Origin of the sequence: Hoylesella oralis ATCC 33269, assembly GCF_000185145.2 — a bacterium.
Taxonomy (GTDB): Bacteria; Bacteroidota; Bacteroidia; order Bacteroidales; family Bacteroidaceae; genus Prevotella; species Prevotella phocaeensis.
The window spans coordinates 1,659,063-1,677,088 of the sequence record NZ_GL833119.1; the positions used below are offsets into that span (position 1 = coordinate 1,659,063).

General features: G+C 52.5%; 8 protein-coding genes. All 8 read left to right on the top strand.

Features of this window, described 5'->3' with window-relative positions; all coding sequences use genetic code 11:
* Nucleotides 1-147 precede the first annotated feature (147 nt).
* The 8 genes from HMPREF0663_RS09360 (at nt 148) to HMPREF0663_RS12345 (ending at nt 17,791) form a co-directional block, all read left to right on the top strand.
* Entirely contained in the window at nt 148-1,887 is a 1,740-nt protein-coding gene (locus tag HMPREF0663_RS09360; RefSeq protein ID WP_004370246.1) for a helix-turn-helix domain-containing protein, read from the top strand.
* A 113-nt stretch (nt 1,888-2,000) separates the two neighbouring features.
* Nucleotides 2,001-2,264, top strand: a complete 264-nt coding sequence (locus HMPREF0663_RS09365) for a hypothetical protein (protein WP_004370248.1) — start codon at nt 2,001-2,003, stop codon at nt 2,262-2,264.
* 66 nt (nt 2,265-2,330) lie between these two features.
* On the top strand, nt 2,331-4,532 hold the full coding sequence (locus HMPREF0663_RS09370) for a hypothetical protein (protein ID WP_004370249.1): 2,202 nt from the start codon (nt 2,331-2,333) through the stop codon (nt 4,530-4,532).
* A gap of 515 nt (nt 4,533-5,047) precedes the next feature.
* On the top strand, nt 5,048-5,254 hold the full coding sequence (locus tag HMPREF0663_RS09375) for a hypothetical protein (RefSeq protein WP_004370250.1): 207 nt from the start codon (nt 5,048-5,050) through the stop codon (nt 5,252-5,254).
* A gap of 333 nt (nt 5,255-5,587) precedes the next feature.
* Nucleotides 5,588-8,188, top strand: a complete 2,601-nt coding sequence (locus tag HMPREF0663_RS09380) for a hypothetical protein (protein WP_016665167.1) — start codon at nt 5,588-5,590, stop codon at nt 8,186-8,188.
* Nucleotides 8,189-8,524: 336 nt separating this feature from the next.
* On the top strand, nt 8,525-13,333 hold the full coding sequence (locus tag HMPREF0663_RS09385; RefSeq protein WP_004370252.1) for a hypothetical protein: 4,809 nt from the start codon (nt 8,525-8,527) through the stop codon (nt 13,331-13,333).
* Nucleotides 13,334-13,682: 349 nt separating this feature from the next.
* On the top strand, nt 13,683-13,829 hold the full coding sequence (locus tag HMPREF0663_RS12210; RefSeq protein ID WP_016665164.1) for a hypothetical protein: 147 nt from the start codon (nt 13,683-13,685) through the stop codon (nt 13,827-13,829).
* Between the two features lie 254 nt (nt 13,830-14,083).
* Entirely contained in the window at nt 14,084-17,791 is a 3,708-nt protein-coding gene (locus HMPREF0663_RS12345) for a hypothetical protein (RefSeq protein ID WP_004370256.1), read from the top strand.
* Nucleotides 17,792-18,026: the final 235 nt, after the last annotated feature.

An 18,026-nucleotide genomic window follows, 5' to 3' on the forward strand; every position in this document is an offset into this window, starting at 1 on the left:
TTTGTCCTGATGCTGGTGGCGCCGGCAGGGGTGGAAAACAGCTCAAACAGGGCTGTCGTTGCTACAACCTGAGGGATATACTTTAGGGGGAAAAGGGCAATAAACCTGTTACATCTATGAATCTGAAAAACTGAAAATATACTGAAAATGAAACATTTTATCACATTGCTGTTTATCATTACACTCTCCGTGGGAAGAATGTGTGCCACCACTCCGACTGATTCCGTGCGGACAGAGATGAAGCATCTCAAAGGAGAACAACTTTTACAGGCTTACAGATATCTTTGCCGGTTAGCAGCCGCTGAAGATAACATGAACTATGAATTACGCTGTATCCGTGAATATCTTGCCGAAGCCTTACGACAAAAAGACAAGGAGGCAGAAGCCCAGGCACGCGTCACCCAGCTGTATTGTTATTACAACTACGAGATGACCGACAGCATAAAACACTATTTGCCCGAAGTTCTCAGTGCCATGAAAAAGAACGGGACATGGGATTATTACTACAATGCGTGGAACGTGCTGATAGAAAGTTATCTCTACGAAGACAAAGTGCAGACCGCATTGCTCGAAGCCCAAAAAATGTATGCCGATGCGCGAAGAAGAAAGAGCAACTATGGCTTGGGCACTTCCACCTATGGCTTGGCATGTATCTACCAGACAATGGGGCGTTTCAAGGAAGCGGAAAAGACCATTGAGGAAAGTATAGCCGCCCTCTCCACAGAAGATGAGATTTCTCAATTGCTCTCTGCCTATAACGTTTTGGGCGAAATACTCGACGGACTCGGAAAATATGAAAAGCTAAGAGTGAAAAGCGCAGAATGGAAAGCGGTCATCGACAAATACAAGCAGGAAGCTCTGAAGAAAGGTAACACGCCGTTACTCAACGGACGCTATCTCTACTGCACGCTGGCGGCTGCCATTGCAGAATTAGAGACGGGGCATTACGACCGGGCAAAGGGATTGCTGCAGCTGGCTGAGAAATATGCCGAAGGGCGCAAGTCCGTCGCCCGCTTCAAACTCCTTCAAGTGAAAGCCCGCTACTATGCAGCCACAAAACAGTACGACCGCGCGATTGCCTGCAACAACGAGAACATGGGCATCATGACTGCCGCCGGCGACTCCGTCAGCTTGCTCACCGTGCAGATGCAGCAAGCTGATTTATACACGGAGGCAGGGCGGTACAAGGAAGCGGCAGAAATGTACAGAGTCGTCATCCCACACAAGGACAAACTGCGCAATACCGAGCTTGCCAATCAGCTCGACGAACTGCGCACCATCTTCGAGGTGGACAAGCTCATGCTCCGCAACGAGGTTATCACCACGCGCCTGTATCTCTCGCTCATCATCGTGGCATTATTGCTTGTTGCCGTTATCCTGTACATCATCTACACCCGACGCTTGCGCCGCAAAAACAGGGCTTTGTACGACTCCATTCTATTATACCGCAAGGCAGAAAGCGATATGGAGACCGCCGCAAGGCTTGTTCCGGAAGAGGAGCTTGACCGCGAGGGGAAAATCTACCGCCAGTTATGCGATCTGATGCAGAATGAGAAAATCTATAAAAACACGGAGTTGAACCGCGATATTCTGTCAAAGCAGATTGGAACAAATGCCGTCTATATCACCAATGCCGTGCGCAAGTATGCCGACGGAGCCACCATCAGCGAGTTTATCAACGGCTACCGGCTGCGGCACGCGGCTTCGCTGCTCACCAACAATCCAGACTTGAACATCAACGAGGTAGAATATATGTCAGGATTTAATTCCCGAGCCACATTCAACCGCTGCTTCCGCGCTTTCTACGGAATGTCGCCTTCTGAATATAAATCTATTTCCAGAGAGAAAAAGAACAACCGAAAGGACCCGCCCGATGACATGTCGTAAAGAAACTTGCCCATTCTTTACGAATTACAAATATGACACATCTTTTTACAACCATGAAACACCCCATCGTTCTTCGTTTGATAACTTTGCAACAAAACTAATAAATAGCAAAGATGAAGAAGACCTGTTGGGTATATATCTTAAAAAATGAACAAGACGAGATCATCATTGGCTTTTCACTTGAGATGGATAAAAAGTTCATCGAAATCACCATGCGAAAGGAAAAGCTGTCTTATCTCCGTCCTTTTGAAGAACCGTTCGACGGCTTGGCCCACAAGCATCTTTTGGATTCCCTTTCCAAAGACACGATCAACCATCTTGTACGACGTAACCGGGGACAGACAGAAACATACAAGGAAGTCTTCCGGAAAACGTAGTAACTACGCCACGCTCCCCGATAACCAAAAGAATATTTAATTTTTTAATTTCAATTTTAATTTAATATGAAAACAACAAACGTTATTCAGAGGTTCTGCTTCTTCCTGATACTCGCCGCGCTTAACTGCGCAGCGTGGGCGCAAGAAGTGAAATTCGATGCCTTAGACTATAAACGAGGCAACGACATCACGAGGATTAAAAGAGATGTCGTTACGATCGAGTTTACGAAATCGGAGATTTCAAGTCATCTTATATCAAGCAAGCGCCGCTTCCGCCTTAAAGGCGGCGGCACAATGACCGTGAGCGTAGCCCCCGGCTATCGCATACGTGAGATATACTGCATAGACAATGAAAGCAAGGGAGTTTATCTTACCAGCGGCACCAACGGTTATGAAGCCACTCACGATGAAACGAAGTTGTATTATCGCAAACTTTACAGCTGGGATGCGCCGTCAGCCTCGGTTTTATGCAAGAACTCGAGCAGCAAAAAGAATTGCGAGTTTCGTTTTATCAGAGTAAGATACGTGGACGAAGCCAACGCAAGATTTTTTAAGAACGAATACCTTACGTATGTAACGTCGAACCCATTTAAAGCCGGCATCGTGCTGAACGGACATCCCGGCAAGCGGCATTACAGAAGCAGTGACACAAATGTGGCAGAGGTGAAAAGTGACGGAACGATTACGCCGAAAAGCGTAGGCACATCGACAATAAACGTAACGATTGACGCCACCATAGCTTATGCCAAAGACGAGTGCAGCACGAAGATTTTTGTTAAGCGCGACAACGTAACCTTTTATCTTAACGGTGTCGAGAATATTATCTTAAGCAAGGGCAGTAACGCCGGGCACGCTCTGCCCAATGCTTTCGACTTTGTGAAAACGCTCACCGCCAGCAAAACCGATTTTGATAAGAACAATTCCGGTTTCAGCATCACCAGCAACAACCCCGACATAATTCGCGTTACCGATGCCAAAGCGGGCAATCTTGCGTTCGGCGGCACCACCGGCAGAGCCACTCTAACATTTAAGCAAGAACAGACCGACCGCTACGATGCCCATTCTTTCTCACAGGAATTTATCGTTGTGCGCACCGACGAGAATAACACCGTTCTGATAAAAGACAAAAACGAGTGGGAAATGTTCGCCTTTATGGTGAACGAAGTTGGTCTTAACGCGCTCAACGCCCGCCTCGATGCCGACATCAATCTCGGCACGAGCATCACGATGGTGGGCACCAGAGGCGGACAGAAATATGCCGGCACCTTCAACGGCAACGGGCACAGCATCACGATGAACTGGACGGGCGACAATATCGCGCCATTCAGTTTGGTGGAAGGCGCCACGTTTATGAACTTGCGCACAAAAGGACAAATCACCACCCGCAACGAGTTTGCGTCGGGACTTATCTCCGAGGCGTATGTGTCTTGCACCATTTCCAACTGCGTGAGCGAGGTAAACATCAGATGCGATGCTAACAATCGTTCCGGTTCTGCCGGTTTTATAAAAAACATCAAGACCTCTGCCAATGTTACGTTCGACGATTGTGTTTCTTCGGGCACGTTCAACGGCTTGACAAGTGCGGCGAAAGAGGGTTGGGCAGGTTTTGCCCGCTACAATAATGGCGAGTGCACGCTTAACAACTGTCTTTACACAGGCACGAACAACGCCGGCAATAACAGCTACACCTTTGCTCCCAATGCCAAGATAAAGAATTGTTATTACCGCGATGCCTGCGGCGAAGAGCGGGGCGTGCATGTAGGCAGCGAGCAGATTGCAAGCGGCGAAGTGGCTTACCGCTTGCAGAACGGCAGAAGCGAGCGGGTGTGGGGGCAAAAGCTCGGCAGCGACAACGAACCGCTGCTCACCGACAAGGAGGAGAAGCATGTCTACAAGGTTGCATTCACCTACAAAGGCAACGAGGTAGCCGTGCGCTATGCCAACAAGGGCGGAAAAGTACAGCTGCCCACAGCTAAGGAGGTACTTGGTGCGGCGTATGACGCGAACCAAACCTATGCGCTCGCCTTTGACGGCGGCTTCTCGGAGACGACCGCCATCACCGGCGACAAAACGGTGAATGTAACCGTAACCATCACCACGGGCATCGATGGTGTTACAAACGACGCAGCAGGCACGGCAGACACGGCAGACGGTCCGGTATATGACCTGCAGGGCCGCCGCGTGGCCGACCGTCTCGACGACGCCGCACGCCACCAGCTGCCCGCAGGCGTCTACATCGTGAACGGCCGTAAGGTAGTCGTGAAGTAAAAACACTCTTTTCATCGGGGGCGCGGCAGGCGCGTGATCCATCACGGTCCGCTCCAACCGGAAACGGGCGCGCCCCCGATAACCCGTAACCCTATATATAATGATAAACATTGTAGGATTTGGAAAGATTTGGAAGATTTACTCGCCTGTCGGTTCATCAACTCGTCTCGGCGAAGCCGACTGAAAGAGTACGCCTCACGGCGTAGAAATCTTACAAATCGGGACAAATAAGACAAATATATATATAATGATAAACATTGTAGGATTTGGAAAGATTTGGAAGATTTCTCGGCGAAGCCGACTGAGGGAGTGTGCCTCACGGCACAGAAATTCTACAAATTGGGACAAATCGGACAAATAAGACAAATAGATAATGATAAAATTTGTAGGATTTGGAATGATTTGTAGGATTTACTCGCCTGTCGGTTCATCAACTCGTCTCGGCGTAGCCGACTGAAAATTACCAATCCATTTTTATAAACATTCAAAATCAACTTTATAAACATTCAAACAAAATGAAAAAGTACATCAAACCAGAAATGAAATCGAAACTCATCGAGTTAGAAAACTGCATCCTCGCCGGCTCCATCAGCGTGCCCATCGGCGACGACGACGATCCCGCAACGGGGCCGGCCCTGTCGAAGGATAACATCTTTGGCGACGACGAGGATGACGCCCAGACCACCACGAGCCGTTCCTCGTCCTCGCCGTGGGACAATTAACCCGCTCTCTTCATCGGGGGCGCGGCAGGCGCAGGGGCGTGATTTATCATGTTCCGCTCCACCCGGAAACGGGCGCGCCCCCGATAACCCGCAACCCTATATATAATGATAAACATTGTAGGATTTGGAAAGATTTTTAGGATTTACTCGCCTGTCGGTTCATCAACATGTCTACGCCGTGAGGCGTACTCCTTCAGTCGGCTTCGCCGAGACGAGTTGATGAACCGACAGGCGAGTAAATCTCACAACTCGGGACAAATCGAACAAATCATAACAAATAATTATTTTCAAACTTCAAATTTCAAAACTCAATGGTTTAATTTCAATCTCAAAATGAATATGAAAACGAAAAACATCATTCAGAGGCTCTGCCTCTTCCTGTTTGCCCTCGTGCTGACCACGCCGGCGTGGGCACAGGGCAACGAAATCAGCATCGGCTCGAAGGCCGACTGGCAGGCGTTCTGCGAACGCGTGAAAAATGGCGAGACCGGGCTCAACGCCAAGATGACCGCCGACATCGACCTCGGCACGGACATCGTGATGGCGGGAACGGCCGGCATGGTTTACAGAGGCACGTTCGACGGACAGGGACATACGCTGACGATCGACTGGAATACCGGATCAGCCGATGGGATAGCCCCCATTCTGTATGTGAATGGCGCCACCATCCGCAACCTGCACACCAAAGGGCGGATCACATCGAGCGGCAGCTTTCTGTCCGGATTGATTTTTGCCGCGTTTGGCACAAACACCATCTCCGGTTGCGTCAGCGATGTGATTCTCATCAGCAGCTATAAAGATGGTCCATGCAGAGTGGCGGGCATGGTTCACCATGTACGCAGCGATGCCAGAGTTGAGTTCACCGACTGCGTCGTCAAGGGAACGTTCGACGCCACGACGCAGAGCGGCAAGCAAGGAATGGCCGGATTTATATACCAACAGTTTGGTACCTGCACCCTGACCAACTGCCTCTACCTCGGCACGAACAACGCCACCAACGAATTTAGCTACACCTTTGGCAAGAACGCCAACCTCAAGAACTGCTACTACCTCAACGCCTGCGGCGAGGCACAGGGCACGCCGGTAACCAAGGAGCAGCTCGAGAGCGGCTATATGGCACATCTGCTGCAGGGCACGCGCTCCGAAACCGTGTGGGGACAGGTGCTCGGAACGGACACCATCCCGCAGCTCACCGACAAGATAGAGAAGCGGGTGCACAAAGTAGCGTTCACCCTCAACAGCGAGGTGAAGGCCACGTGCTACGCCAACAACGGCAGCCATGTCGCCAGCCTGCCCACCGCGGAGGAAATTTTGGGCGCGGAATACAGCTCCGCCAACACCTACAGGCTCGTCTTCGCCGAAGGCTTCTCTGCCGCCACCCCCGTCGATAAAGACCGCACCGTGGCAGTGTCCTTCATCGTCAACGACAGCTTCGAAATCGCCACCAAGGGCGACTGGAAAGCGTACTGCGACCTCGTGGAAAGCGGACAGGCCCTCAATGCCAAGATGACGGCCGACATCGACCTCGGCAAGGATGTCTGGATCGTAGGCAGTACTTACTCTCATTATATCAGCACGTTCGACGGACAGGGACATACGCTCACGGTCGACTGGACTGTGAACGGATATGACCAAGGCTATCCGTTCAGGATTTTGGGCGACGGCGCCACCATCAAGAACCTGCGCGTCAAAGGAAAGATCATGTCGGAGTATGGCCCCATAGCCGGTTTGGCAGGCGTCATTGAGGGCAATGTTACCTTCTCCGGCTGCGTCAGCGATGTGGAGCTCATCTATAACGATAATACCCCGCAATCCTTATCGGGCATGGTCAGATGGATACATAACGGTAAGGTTACCTTCACCGACTGCCTCGTCAAGGGAACGCTCAACGCCACGACGGAGAACGGCAAGAAAGAAATGGGCGGCTTCGTAGGTCAGCAAGACGGCACCTGCGAGCTGAACAACTGCCTCTACGCCGGCACAAGCAACGCCGGCGAGGACAGCTACACCTTCGCCTTGGGCGCCAACGCCACCAACTGCTACTACCTCACCCCCTGCGGCACAGCACAGGGCACGCAGGCCATAGAGAAAGAGCTGCGGAACGGCGTGATGACCTATAAGTTGCAGGCCGGCCGCACCGACGACAGCCACTGGGCACAGGTGCTGGGCGACATGCCCGACCTCTACCGTGCGGCCGACAAGAACGTGCCGAACTATGTGTATTACGATGCGGCGAACAGTCGCTGGGCGTGCGAAAACTTCGTGCTCACCGACGGACAGCTGTTGCCCATCGGCATCGACTTCCTCGCCACGAAAGCCACCTACGAGCGCCCCTTCACCAAGGTGCGCACCGCCACCCTCTGCCTGCCCTACGAGCTGCCCATCCAAGGGTTCAAGGGCTACACCATCTCGGGCGGCGAAGGCAACAGGGCCTACTTCGAGGAAGTAACCGGCACGCTCGAAGCCTACCGGCCGTATTACTTCGTGGCCGACGGAGAGCCACAGCTCGGCGGCACGAACCTGCAGGTGAAAGCCTACGACGACGCTCACCTGAAGACCACCACCCCGAAGGGTTACAACCTCACGGGCACGATGGACGGCGTGGACAACGCCACGGCTGCCGCCGCCAACGCCTACATCCTGCAGGACGACGGCCTGTTCCACAAGGTAACGACGGAGTATCCCGAAGCCGTGGTGCCCATCTATCGCGCCTACATCACTTGTCCGAAGGCCTCGGGCGCCAAGGAGATCTCCGTCGTCCTCGGCGGCGAGACCACTGGCATCGACGGCATGACGAACAACGCTATGGGCACGGACGGTCCGGTGTATGACCTACAAGGCCGCCGCGTGGCCGACCGCCTCGACGACGCCGCACGCCACCGGCTGCCCGCAGGCGTGTATATCGTGGGAGGACGGAAGGTAGTCGTGAAGTAATCTCTCTTCATCGGGGGCGCGGCAGGGGAGTGATTCATCATGTTCCGCCCCATCCGGAAACGGGCGCGCCCCCGATAACCCGCAACCCTATATATATAATGATAAAAATTGAAGGATTTGAAATAATTTGCAGGATTTACTCGCCTGTCGGCTCATCAACTCGTCTCGGCGGAGCCGATTCAAGGAGTGTGCCTCGCGGCACAGAAATCGGACAAATCGGGATAAATCGAACAGTATTGAACAAATAAATACAAATGAAAAAGAATTTGGAAGATTTCTCGGCGTAGCCGACTCGAAGCCGACTCAAGGAGTGTGCCTCACGGCACAGACGTGTTGATGAGCCGACAGGCGAGTAAATCTCACAAATCGAGACAAATCATAACAAATAATTATTTTCAAACTTCAAATTTCAAAACGCAATATTTAATTTTTCAATTTCAATTTAATATGAAACATTCTATTACAATTCAGAGGCTATGCCTCTTCCTGTTTGTCCTCGTGCTGGCACTGCCGGCAGTGGCGACAAATTACGACCGCGAGGGCTATGAGATTTTCCGCTCACGCGAAACCGTTGAAAAGATCGGCAAGAACAAGGAGGTACCGACACTCCAAAAAGGGAAGGTGAAAATCTGGTTTAGCGGCATGGGCATCGGCAGCAGCAACTGCAAGACCACCAGCGGAACAGGCAACAGTGCCATCTACGAAATGGGATTTTCCGCCTTCATCCACGTAAGGGCCGACGACGGCTATGCCATCCGCTGGATTATCCTGCGCGACACGGAGGGCGGGGCAGACTACGACAAACCCGAGGGCATCAAGCGCATCGGCAGCGTTTCACCGGGCTACCAATATTACTTCGAGAAGAATTCCATCTCGAACTCGGGTATAAGCGGAGGCAACCAAAACAACCTCAACGACGACAACAACAACATCGTCGTCACCCAGTACGATGCCACGGAACAGACAGTCTACATCCGCACCCACAGTACTCTCAAATGGGGAAAGTTCAAGGTGCGCGACATCATCGTGGGTTACGTCAAGGTACCCAAGGCGAGATACGAAAAAGACAGCTATGACATATACACCGTATCGAAGTCGTTTATGCCCAGCCTCGACAAGGGTGGGTACGACGGCGGCTCGATCGAGTACAAGCTGAACAACAATGATATTGCGGATGTCTACGGGGATGGAAGTCTAAAGCTAAAGCACCCCGGCACGGGAGTCCTCACCGCCACTTTCCCCAGCAATGCAAAGTTTGGCAAAACGCAGTGCAGCACGAAGATCAATGTCATGCGCGACAACGTAACCTTTTATCTTAAAGGTACCGAGAACCATATCTTCACCAAGGGCAGCAACGCCGGGCACGCTCTGCCCAATGCTTTCGACTTTGTGAAAACGCTCACCGCCAGCAAAACCGATTTTGATAAGAACAATTCCGGTTTCAGCATCACCAGCAACAACTCCGACATAATTCGCGTTACCGATGCCAAAGCGGGCAATCTTGCGTTCGGCGGCACCACCGGCAGAGCCACTCTGACATTCAGGCAAGAACAGACCGACCACTACGACGCCCATTCTTTCTCACAGGAATTTATCGTGGTGCGCACCGACGAGAATAACACCGTTCTGATAAAAGACAAAAACGAGTGGGATATGTTCGCCTTTACGGTGAACGATCTTGGTTTTAACACGCTCAACGCCCACCTCGAAGCCGACATCAATCTCGGCACGAGCATCACGATGGTGGGCACCAGAAGCGGACAGAAATACGCCGGCACCTTCAACGGCAACGGGCACAGCATCACGATGAACTGGACGGGCGACAATATCGCGCCATTCAGTTTGGTGGAAGGCGCCACGTTTATGAACTTGCGCACAAAAGGACAAATCACCACCCGAAACGAGTTTGCGTCGGGACTTATCTCCGAGGCGTATGCGTCTTGCACCATTTCCAAGTGCGTGAGCGAGGTAAGTATTACATGCAATGCCAACAAACGTTCCGGTTCTGCCGGTTTTATAAAAAACATCAAGACCTCTGCCAAAGTTACATTCGACGATTGTGTTTCTTCGGGCACGTTCAACGGCTCGACAAGTGCGGCGAAAGAGGGCTGGGCAGGTTTTGCCCGCTACAACAACGGCGAGTGCACGCTTAACAACTGTCTTTACATCGGCACGAACAACGCCGGCAATAACAGCTACACCTTTACTCCCAATGCCAAGACAAAAAACTGTTATTACCGCGATGCCTGCGGCGAGGCACAGGGCACGCAGATAACCGCAGAGCAGCTGCGGAACGGCGAGGTGGCTTATCAGTTGCAAAAGGGCAGAAATGAGCAGGTGTGGGGACAGACCATCGGCACGAACAACGAGCCGCGGCTCATCGCCTTCGACAACTCGGCGAAGAAAGTATATCAGGTGAACTTCACCTACAACAACGAGGTGAAAGCCTCACGCTACGCCAACAGCGGCAAGACCGTCAGCCTGCCCACCCTTACCGCAAAAGACCTCTTGGGCACCGGCTACAACGAGCACCATTATTACACCCTCGCCTTTGCTGAAGGCTTCAACGAAAACACCACCGTTACGGGCGACAAGCAGGTGCGCATCAACCTCACCGAAAAGGATTGCTACGAAATCACATCGAAAGCCGACTGGAAAGCATTTTGCGACCTCGTGAACGGCGGACAGAACAAGCTCGACGCCAAGCTGACGCAGAATGTCGACCTCGGCGGGGACATCGTGCAGGTGGGCACTTACAATAAAGATTACGGCGGCACCTTCGACGGGCAGAACCACACGCTCACGCTCAACTGGAATGCCACCGCCAGCGACATCGCCCCCTTCCGAAGAGTGAGCGGCGCCACGATCAAGAACCTGCGCACCGAAGGGACAATCAAGTCGAGCCATATGTATATAGGAGGACTGATTGACGAGGCGTATGGCGAAAACACCGTCACGGGCTGCGTCAGCAATGTGAACATCACAAGCACCTTTTCCACCAACAGAAGCGGAGCAGGAGGATTGATTTCCTATATAGGCAGCAAGGGCAGCGTCAACATCACCGACTGCCTCGTCAAAGGCAAGATCGACGCCACCACCGAAAAAGGCAAGGAAGGTATAGGCGGATTTGTATATGCTAATAACGGCGCCTGCACCATGAACAACTGCCTCTACCTCGGCGAGAACAATGCGACCAACAACACCGGCGAAAGCCATACCTTTGCCAACCGCGCCACTATCACCAACTGCTACTACCTCAACCCCTGCGGCGATGCACAGGGCGACCGGGTGACCGCAGAGCAGCTGCGGAACGGCGCGGTGGCTTATAAGTTGCAGAACGGCAGAAGCGAGCTGTTCTGGGGACAGACGCTCGGCAGCGACAACGAGCCGATGCCCACCGACAAGATAGAGAAGCGGGTGTATAAAGTGGAGTTCACCCTCAACGACGAGGTGAAGGCCTCACGCTACGCCAACAAGGGCGGCCACGTGGCCAGCCTGCCCACGGCCCAGGAGCTGCTCGGCACGGACTACGACGCAAGAAAAACCTATACGCTCACCTTCGACGGCGACTTCTCGGACGCCACCACCATCGATGCCAACCGCACCGTGGCTGCAACCGTGGCAGTAAGCTGCTTCAACATCGCCACGAAAGACGACTGGAAGGAGTTCTGCGACCTCGTGAAGAACGGACTGGACAAGCTCAACGCCAAGATGACCGCCGACGTCGACCTCGGCGAGGAAATCGTGATGGTGGGCACAAATGTCGCTTATCGTTATTCCGGCACCTTCGACGGACAGGGACACACGCTCTCTATCGACTGGCATCCCAGTTCAGACGACATAGCCCCCTTCAAGTATGTGAGGGACGCCACCATACGCAACCTGCACGTCAAAGGGAAGATCACATCTGGAAGTTGCTGGATTTCCGGATTAGCTTATGGCGTGTCCGGCACAACCACCATCTCCAACTGCGTCAGCGATGTGAATATCACGAGCAGCTATGCCGATGACTTTTGCTATGCGTCGAGCATGATTCGTAGAATATACAACAGTGGTTGGGTTACATTTAACGACTGTCTCGTAAAGGGAACGCTCAACGCCACGACGGACAAAGGCAGGGAATATATGGGCGTATTTGTATCTAAGCAGTTTGGCAAATGCACCCTGAACAACTGCCTCTACGCAGGCACGAACAACGCCAGCAAAGGCGGCTACACATTCGCTCCGAACCCCATCCTCAACAACTGCTACTACCTCAACCCCTGCTGCAACAAACAAGGCATACAGATAACTGAGAAGCAGCTCAAGAACGGCGAGGTGGCCAAGATGCTGCAGGGCGACCGCAAGGACAACAGCTACTGGGCACAGGTGCTGGGCGAGACGCCGAGTCCTTACAGCGAAGCCGACAAGGCAAAGGCCAACTATGTATATTATAATAAGGTGAACAACGACTGGATGTGCGACAACTTCGTGCTCACCGACGAAAAGCCACTGCCCATCGGCATCGACTTTACTGCTGCCAACGCCACCTACGAGCGCGACTTCACCGCGGAAAAGGGCACTCTCTGTCTGCCTTACGAGCTGCCCGTCAGCGGTTTCAAGGCATACATCCTCTCGGGCGGCCAAGGAAGCAAAGTCTACTTCAATGAAGTGAACGATAAGCTCGAGGCCTATAAGCCGTATCTGCTCACAGCCAACGGCACGCTGCAGCTCGGCGGCACGAACATAGAGGTGAAAGCATTCAAAGCCGACGCCCTAAAGACCACCGTCGGCACGGGCCACAGCATGACAGGCACGGTAGACGGCGTGGACAACGCTTCCGCTGCCGCCGCCAACGCCTACATCTTACAGCCCGACGGCCTGTTCCACAAGGTAACAGCCGGCAACACCGCCGCCATGGTTCCCGCTTATCATGCCTATATCACTTGTCCTAAGGGCTCGGGTGCCAAGCAACTCTCCATCATCTTCGACGACGAGACCACCGGCATCGATGGCGTAACGACGGACGGTGCGACGGACATGAAGAACGGTCCGGTGTATGACCTGCAAGGCCGCCGCGTGGCCGACCGTCTTGACGACGCCGCACGCCACCAACTGCCCGCGGGCGTGTATATCGTGGGAGGACGGAAGGTAGTCGTGAAGTAAAATATCTTTTCATCGGGGGCGCGGCGCAGGGGCGTGATTTATCATGTTCCGCTCCAACCGGAAACGGGCGCGCCCCCGATAACCCGCAACCCTATATATATATATAATAAGGTGAAAACGACAAACGACGGCAGGCTTGCCGGGCTCGGGGAACACATCCCGACAAATGCCGAGAGGCTTGCAGAACCTCTGCAAACGCCAAAGTATAACGGATGTTAAATGCAGAACCTCTGCAAACGCCACGGCAAACGACGGCAGACTTGCAGAACCTCTGCAAACGCCACGGCAAACGACGGGACGAAAAACAAGAAATATGTTTTAATCATTTAATCAAAAAAAAGAATTTATTATGGCAAACGAAGGTAAAATCATTCAGATTGGCAGTATTCACCTGTCGGCTCATCAACTCGTCTCGGCGAAGCTGACTGAAAGAGTGTGCCTCACGGCACAGAAATTCTACAAATCTGGACAAATTGAACAAATAGAAAAGAAATAGATAATGATAAAAATTGGAGGATTTGGAATGATTTGGAAAGATTTGGGGGATTTCTCGGCGAAGCCGACTGAGGGAGTGCCCTGCGGGCAGAAATCCTACAAATCGGGACAAATCATAACAAATAATTATTTTCAAACTTCAAATTTCAAAACGCAACGCTTATGGTTTAATTTCAAATTCAATCTTAATGATTCATTTCAAACTTTAATTTCAAACTCAATGTTTAATTATTTAAATTTTAATTTCAATTTAACATGAAACATTTAATTACAATTCAGAGGCTCTGCCTCTTTCTATTAGTCTTCTTGCTGGCCGCGCCGGCGTGGAGCAAATCCGAAACATGGAAGGCACGCGACCGAAAGAAACGCGAAGTAGAGGGCACACGTACGTCCGCCGACGGTATTGTTACCGTCACGTGGAGCGACTGCAAGACCGGGCCGGCATTGACGGCTGCCAACCGCAACTGGGTGATGAAAAATGGTTCTTCCGTTACCATCAGCTGTAAGGATGGCTGGCGGGTGCGCGGTTTTCGCATCCGCGAACAGCTGGAGAACCCAACCTACATCAACTGCGTGGATGACAATCGCTATAAGAAAACTTATTATGGATCCAGTGACGAAACTCATGAAAAATCACTAAATATCAGCTGCTGGGACGCGCCCAGCCAAGACATTAGGATAGAAGCGATAAACGACGTGGAGTTCGCGGTGTACGAGATAGATTATGTAAAGGCCGTCAGCGTGGGATTTAAGCATTCACAGTATAATGTATACTCCATGTCGGGTTGGATAACGCCCGAAATCATCTCCAATGGGCACACCGGCAATGTCCGGTACTCTCTGGAGAATAATGGCACTATCGCGAAAGTCCTCGATGGGGGTAAGTTACATATTATGCGCCCCGGAAAGGGAGTCTTCACCGTCACTTACCTTGCCAATGGCACATATGCCAAATCGGAGGGTAGCACTACTATCAACGTGATGCGCGACAAGGTAACCTTCAGTAAGAAAAATGAGGTCAACCTGATTTCCTGCGGCGATGATTACGGCATATTCGAGTTGTTCAACCATAACACGAGCAGTCACAGAGATTACAATACGAACAATGGGGGATTCAGCGTTACCAGCAGCAATCCCAATGTCATCAAATTTGACGGCAGGCTTAGGTGTGGCAGTAAGGCTGGCGAGGTGACCATCACCATCAAACAGGCGCAGAACGATTACTACGAGGCGGCCTCCTTCTCGCAGACTTTCTATGTGATACGCAGGGACCGCAACGGCGCGATGCTCATCAAGGACGCCGACGAGTGGAAGCTGTTCTGCAAACTCGTCAACGAAAAGGGCATGACCAATCTCAACGCCCGCCTCGACGGCGACGTCAACCTCGGAGGGGACATTGTGATGGTGGGTACTTCCAGATCTTACTCCGGCACCTTCGACGGACAGGAACACGCGCTGAAGATCAACTGGAATAGCGGCGATAGAAAATGGATAGCTCCTTTCCAAAATGTGGACGGCGCCACGATCAAGAACCTGCGCACCGAAGGAGAGATCAATTCGAACACCCACTTTTTGTCAGGATTGATTTGCAACGTCTATGGCACCACCACCATCTCGGGCTGCGTCAGCGCAGTGAACATCACGAGCACCTATAACGGTAGCGGATGCGACGCGGCGGGCATGATTGAATGCGTATGGCATAATGCCAAGGTTACCATCACCGACTGCGTCGTCAAGGGCAAGTTCAACGCCACGACGGAGAAAGGCAAGAGATATATGGCCGGATTTGTAAATAATCAGTATGGCACCTGCACTCTGACCAACTGCCTCTACGCCGGCGAGAACAACTGCTCCAGGGGCTACACCTTCTGCACGAACTCTTTCTCCGGCACCACCCTCAACAACTGCTACTACCTCAACGCCTGCGGTGAGGCACAGGGCACGCCGGTAACCAAGGAGCAGCTAAGGAACGGCTACGTAGCCTATAAGCTGCAGGCCGGCAGGGGGGAATACACGATTTGGGGACAAGATCTCGACAGCGACGCGCAGCCGATGCCTACCAACGCTCCCTTGAAGATGGTGTATGAAGTGAAGTTCAGCTACAAAGGACAGGTGAGAACCACCCGCTACGCCAACCGCGGCAAGGGTATCTACGGCTCGCTGCCCACGGCGAAGGAGATATTGGGCAGCAACTTCAACCCTCAAGATACTTATAATTTCACTTTCTCAGGCAAATTCACGACTTCCACCCCCATCACAGCCGACCGCACCGTGATTGTAACCATACTCATAAATAACTGTTACATGATAGGTTCGAAGGAAGAATGGAAAGAGTTCTGCGAACTCGTGAAGGACGGACAGACTAATCTCGATGCCAAGATGACTGCCGACATCAACCTCGGCACGGACATCGCGATGGTGGGCAATAATGAGTACAGCTATGCCATCGTCGGTTCCGGCAGACCCTACACCGGCACCTTCGACGGGCAGGGGCATACGCTCAATGTCAGCTGGTATCCAAAAGAAGGCTACAAGATAGCCCCCTTCCAAAGTGTGAACAACGCCACCATCAAGAACCTGTGCGTTACAGGAAACATAAATTCTGAAATGGATAGAGGTATCTTTGGCGGATTGATTAGCAATGCGGACGGCAATACCACTATCACCAACTGCATCACCGATATGCGTCTAACGATTAAAGATGGCGATGTTGGCGGCATGGTTTGCGAGATATTAGGAGGTAGTCTTACCATGACCAAATGCGTTACTAATGGCGTGATCACACTTGACAACAGGGGATATGGCGCCGGCATGATTTACTCTGGATATAACGCCTCGATTACCATGACCGACTGCCTCGTCAAAGTATTTTTCCGCCCGTCTGACTGGGCCCGACTTACGATGTCCGGGTTTATATATTCTCTTGATTATAAGAACGAGCCTACAACAAAACCAGTTACGCTGAACAACTGCCTCTACCTCGGCGCAGGCAATGTTACCCAATTGTACGGACCTTTAAGAACCTTTGCTCCCGAGAAGTACACCACCCTGAACAACTGCTACCACCTCAACAAATGCGGCGAAACGCCACAGGGCACGCAGGTAACCGAGAAGCAGCTCAAGAGCGGCGAGATAACCAAGCTCCTGCAGAACAACCGCACCGACGTTTGCCATTGGGCACAGGTGCTGGGCGAAATGCCCAACCTCTACCACGCGCCCGACAAGAGCAGGACCAACTACGTTTACTACGACGAGGCGAACAGCCGCTGGACGTGCGAAGACTTCCGCCTCACCGACGGCACACCGCTGCCCATCGGGCTCGACTTCCTTGCCGTCAAGGCTACCTACGAGCGCCCCTTCAGCAGCAAGAACAACGCCACGGTGTGCCTGCCCTACGAGCTGCCTCGTAACGGAAGTTTCGATGTCCACACCCTCTCGGGCGGCCAAGGAAGCAAAGTCTACTTCAAGCCTGTGAACGACAAGCTCGAGGCATACCGGCCGTATTACATCACGGCCAACGGCACGCCGCAGCTCGGCGGCACGAACCTGCAGGTGAAAGCTTTCCATGACGACAATCTGAAGACCACCACCGGCACGGGCCACAGCATCACGGGTACGGTAGACGGCGTGGACAACGCCACCGCAGCAGCCGCCAACGCCTACATCCTGCAGGACGACGGCCTGTTCCACAAGGTAACGACCGAGCACTCCGACGCCACGGTTCCCGCTTACCGCGCCTACATCATTTGTCCGAAAGCCTCGGGCGCCAAGGAACTCTCCATCATCATCGACGGCGAGACCACCGGCATCGACGGCATGACGGACGATGCGGCAGGCACGAAGGACGGTCCGGTGTATGACCTGCAGGGCCGCCGCGTGGCCGACCGCCTCGACGACGCCGCACGCCACCAGCTGCCCGCAGGCGTGTATATCGTGAACGGCCGTAAGGTAGTCGTGAAGTAAAATCTCTTTTCATCGGGGGCGCGGCAGGCGCAGGGGCGTGATTTATCATGTTCCGCCCCATCCGGAAACGGGCGCGCCCCCGATAACCCGTAACCCTATATATAATGATAAAAATTGTAGGATTTGAAATGATTTGGAAAGATTTGGGAGATTTACTCGCCTGTCGGTTCATCAACTCGTCTCGGCGTAGCCGACTGAAAATTACCAATCCATTTTTATAAACATTCAAAATCAA

What these genes read in the sequence shown, in the direction of transcription:
- HMPREF0663_RS09360 (WP_004370246.1), top strand. Translation starts at nt 148, where the DNA reads ATGAAACATTTTATCACATTGCTGTTTATCATTACACTCTCCGTGGGA.
- HMPREF0663_RS09365 (WP_004370248.1), top strand. Translation starts at nt 2,001, where the DNA reads ATGAAGAAGACCTGTTGGGTATATATCTTAAAAAATGAACAAGACGAG.
- HMPREF0663_RS09370 (WP_004370249.1), top strand. Translation starts at nt 2,331, where the DNA reads ATGAAAACAACAAACGTTATTCAGAGGTTCTGCTTCTTCCTGATACTC.
- HMPREF0663_RS09375 (WP_004370250.1), top strand. Translation starts at nt 5,048, where the DNA reads ATGAAAAAGTACATCAAACCAGAAATGAAATCGAAACTCATCGAGTTA.
- HMPREF0663_RS09380 (WP_016665167.1), top strand. Translation starts at nt 5,588, where the DNA reads ATGAATATGAAAACGAAAAACATCATTCAGAGGCTCTGCCTCTTCCTG.
- HMPREF0663_RS09385 (WP_004370252.1), top strand. Translation starts at nt 8,525, where the DNA reads ATGAGCCGACAGGCGAGTAAATCTCACAAATCGAGACAAATCATAACA.
- HMPREF0663_RS12210 (WP_016665164.1), top strand. Translation starts at nt 13,683, where the DNA reads ATGGCAAACGAAGGTAAAATCATTCAGATTGGCAGTATTCACCTGTCG.
- HMPREF0663_RS12345 (WP_004370256.1), top strand. Translation starts at nt 14,084, where the DNA reads ATGAAACATTTAATTACAATTCAGAGGCTCTGCCTCTTTCTATTAGTC.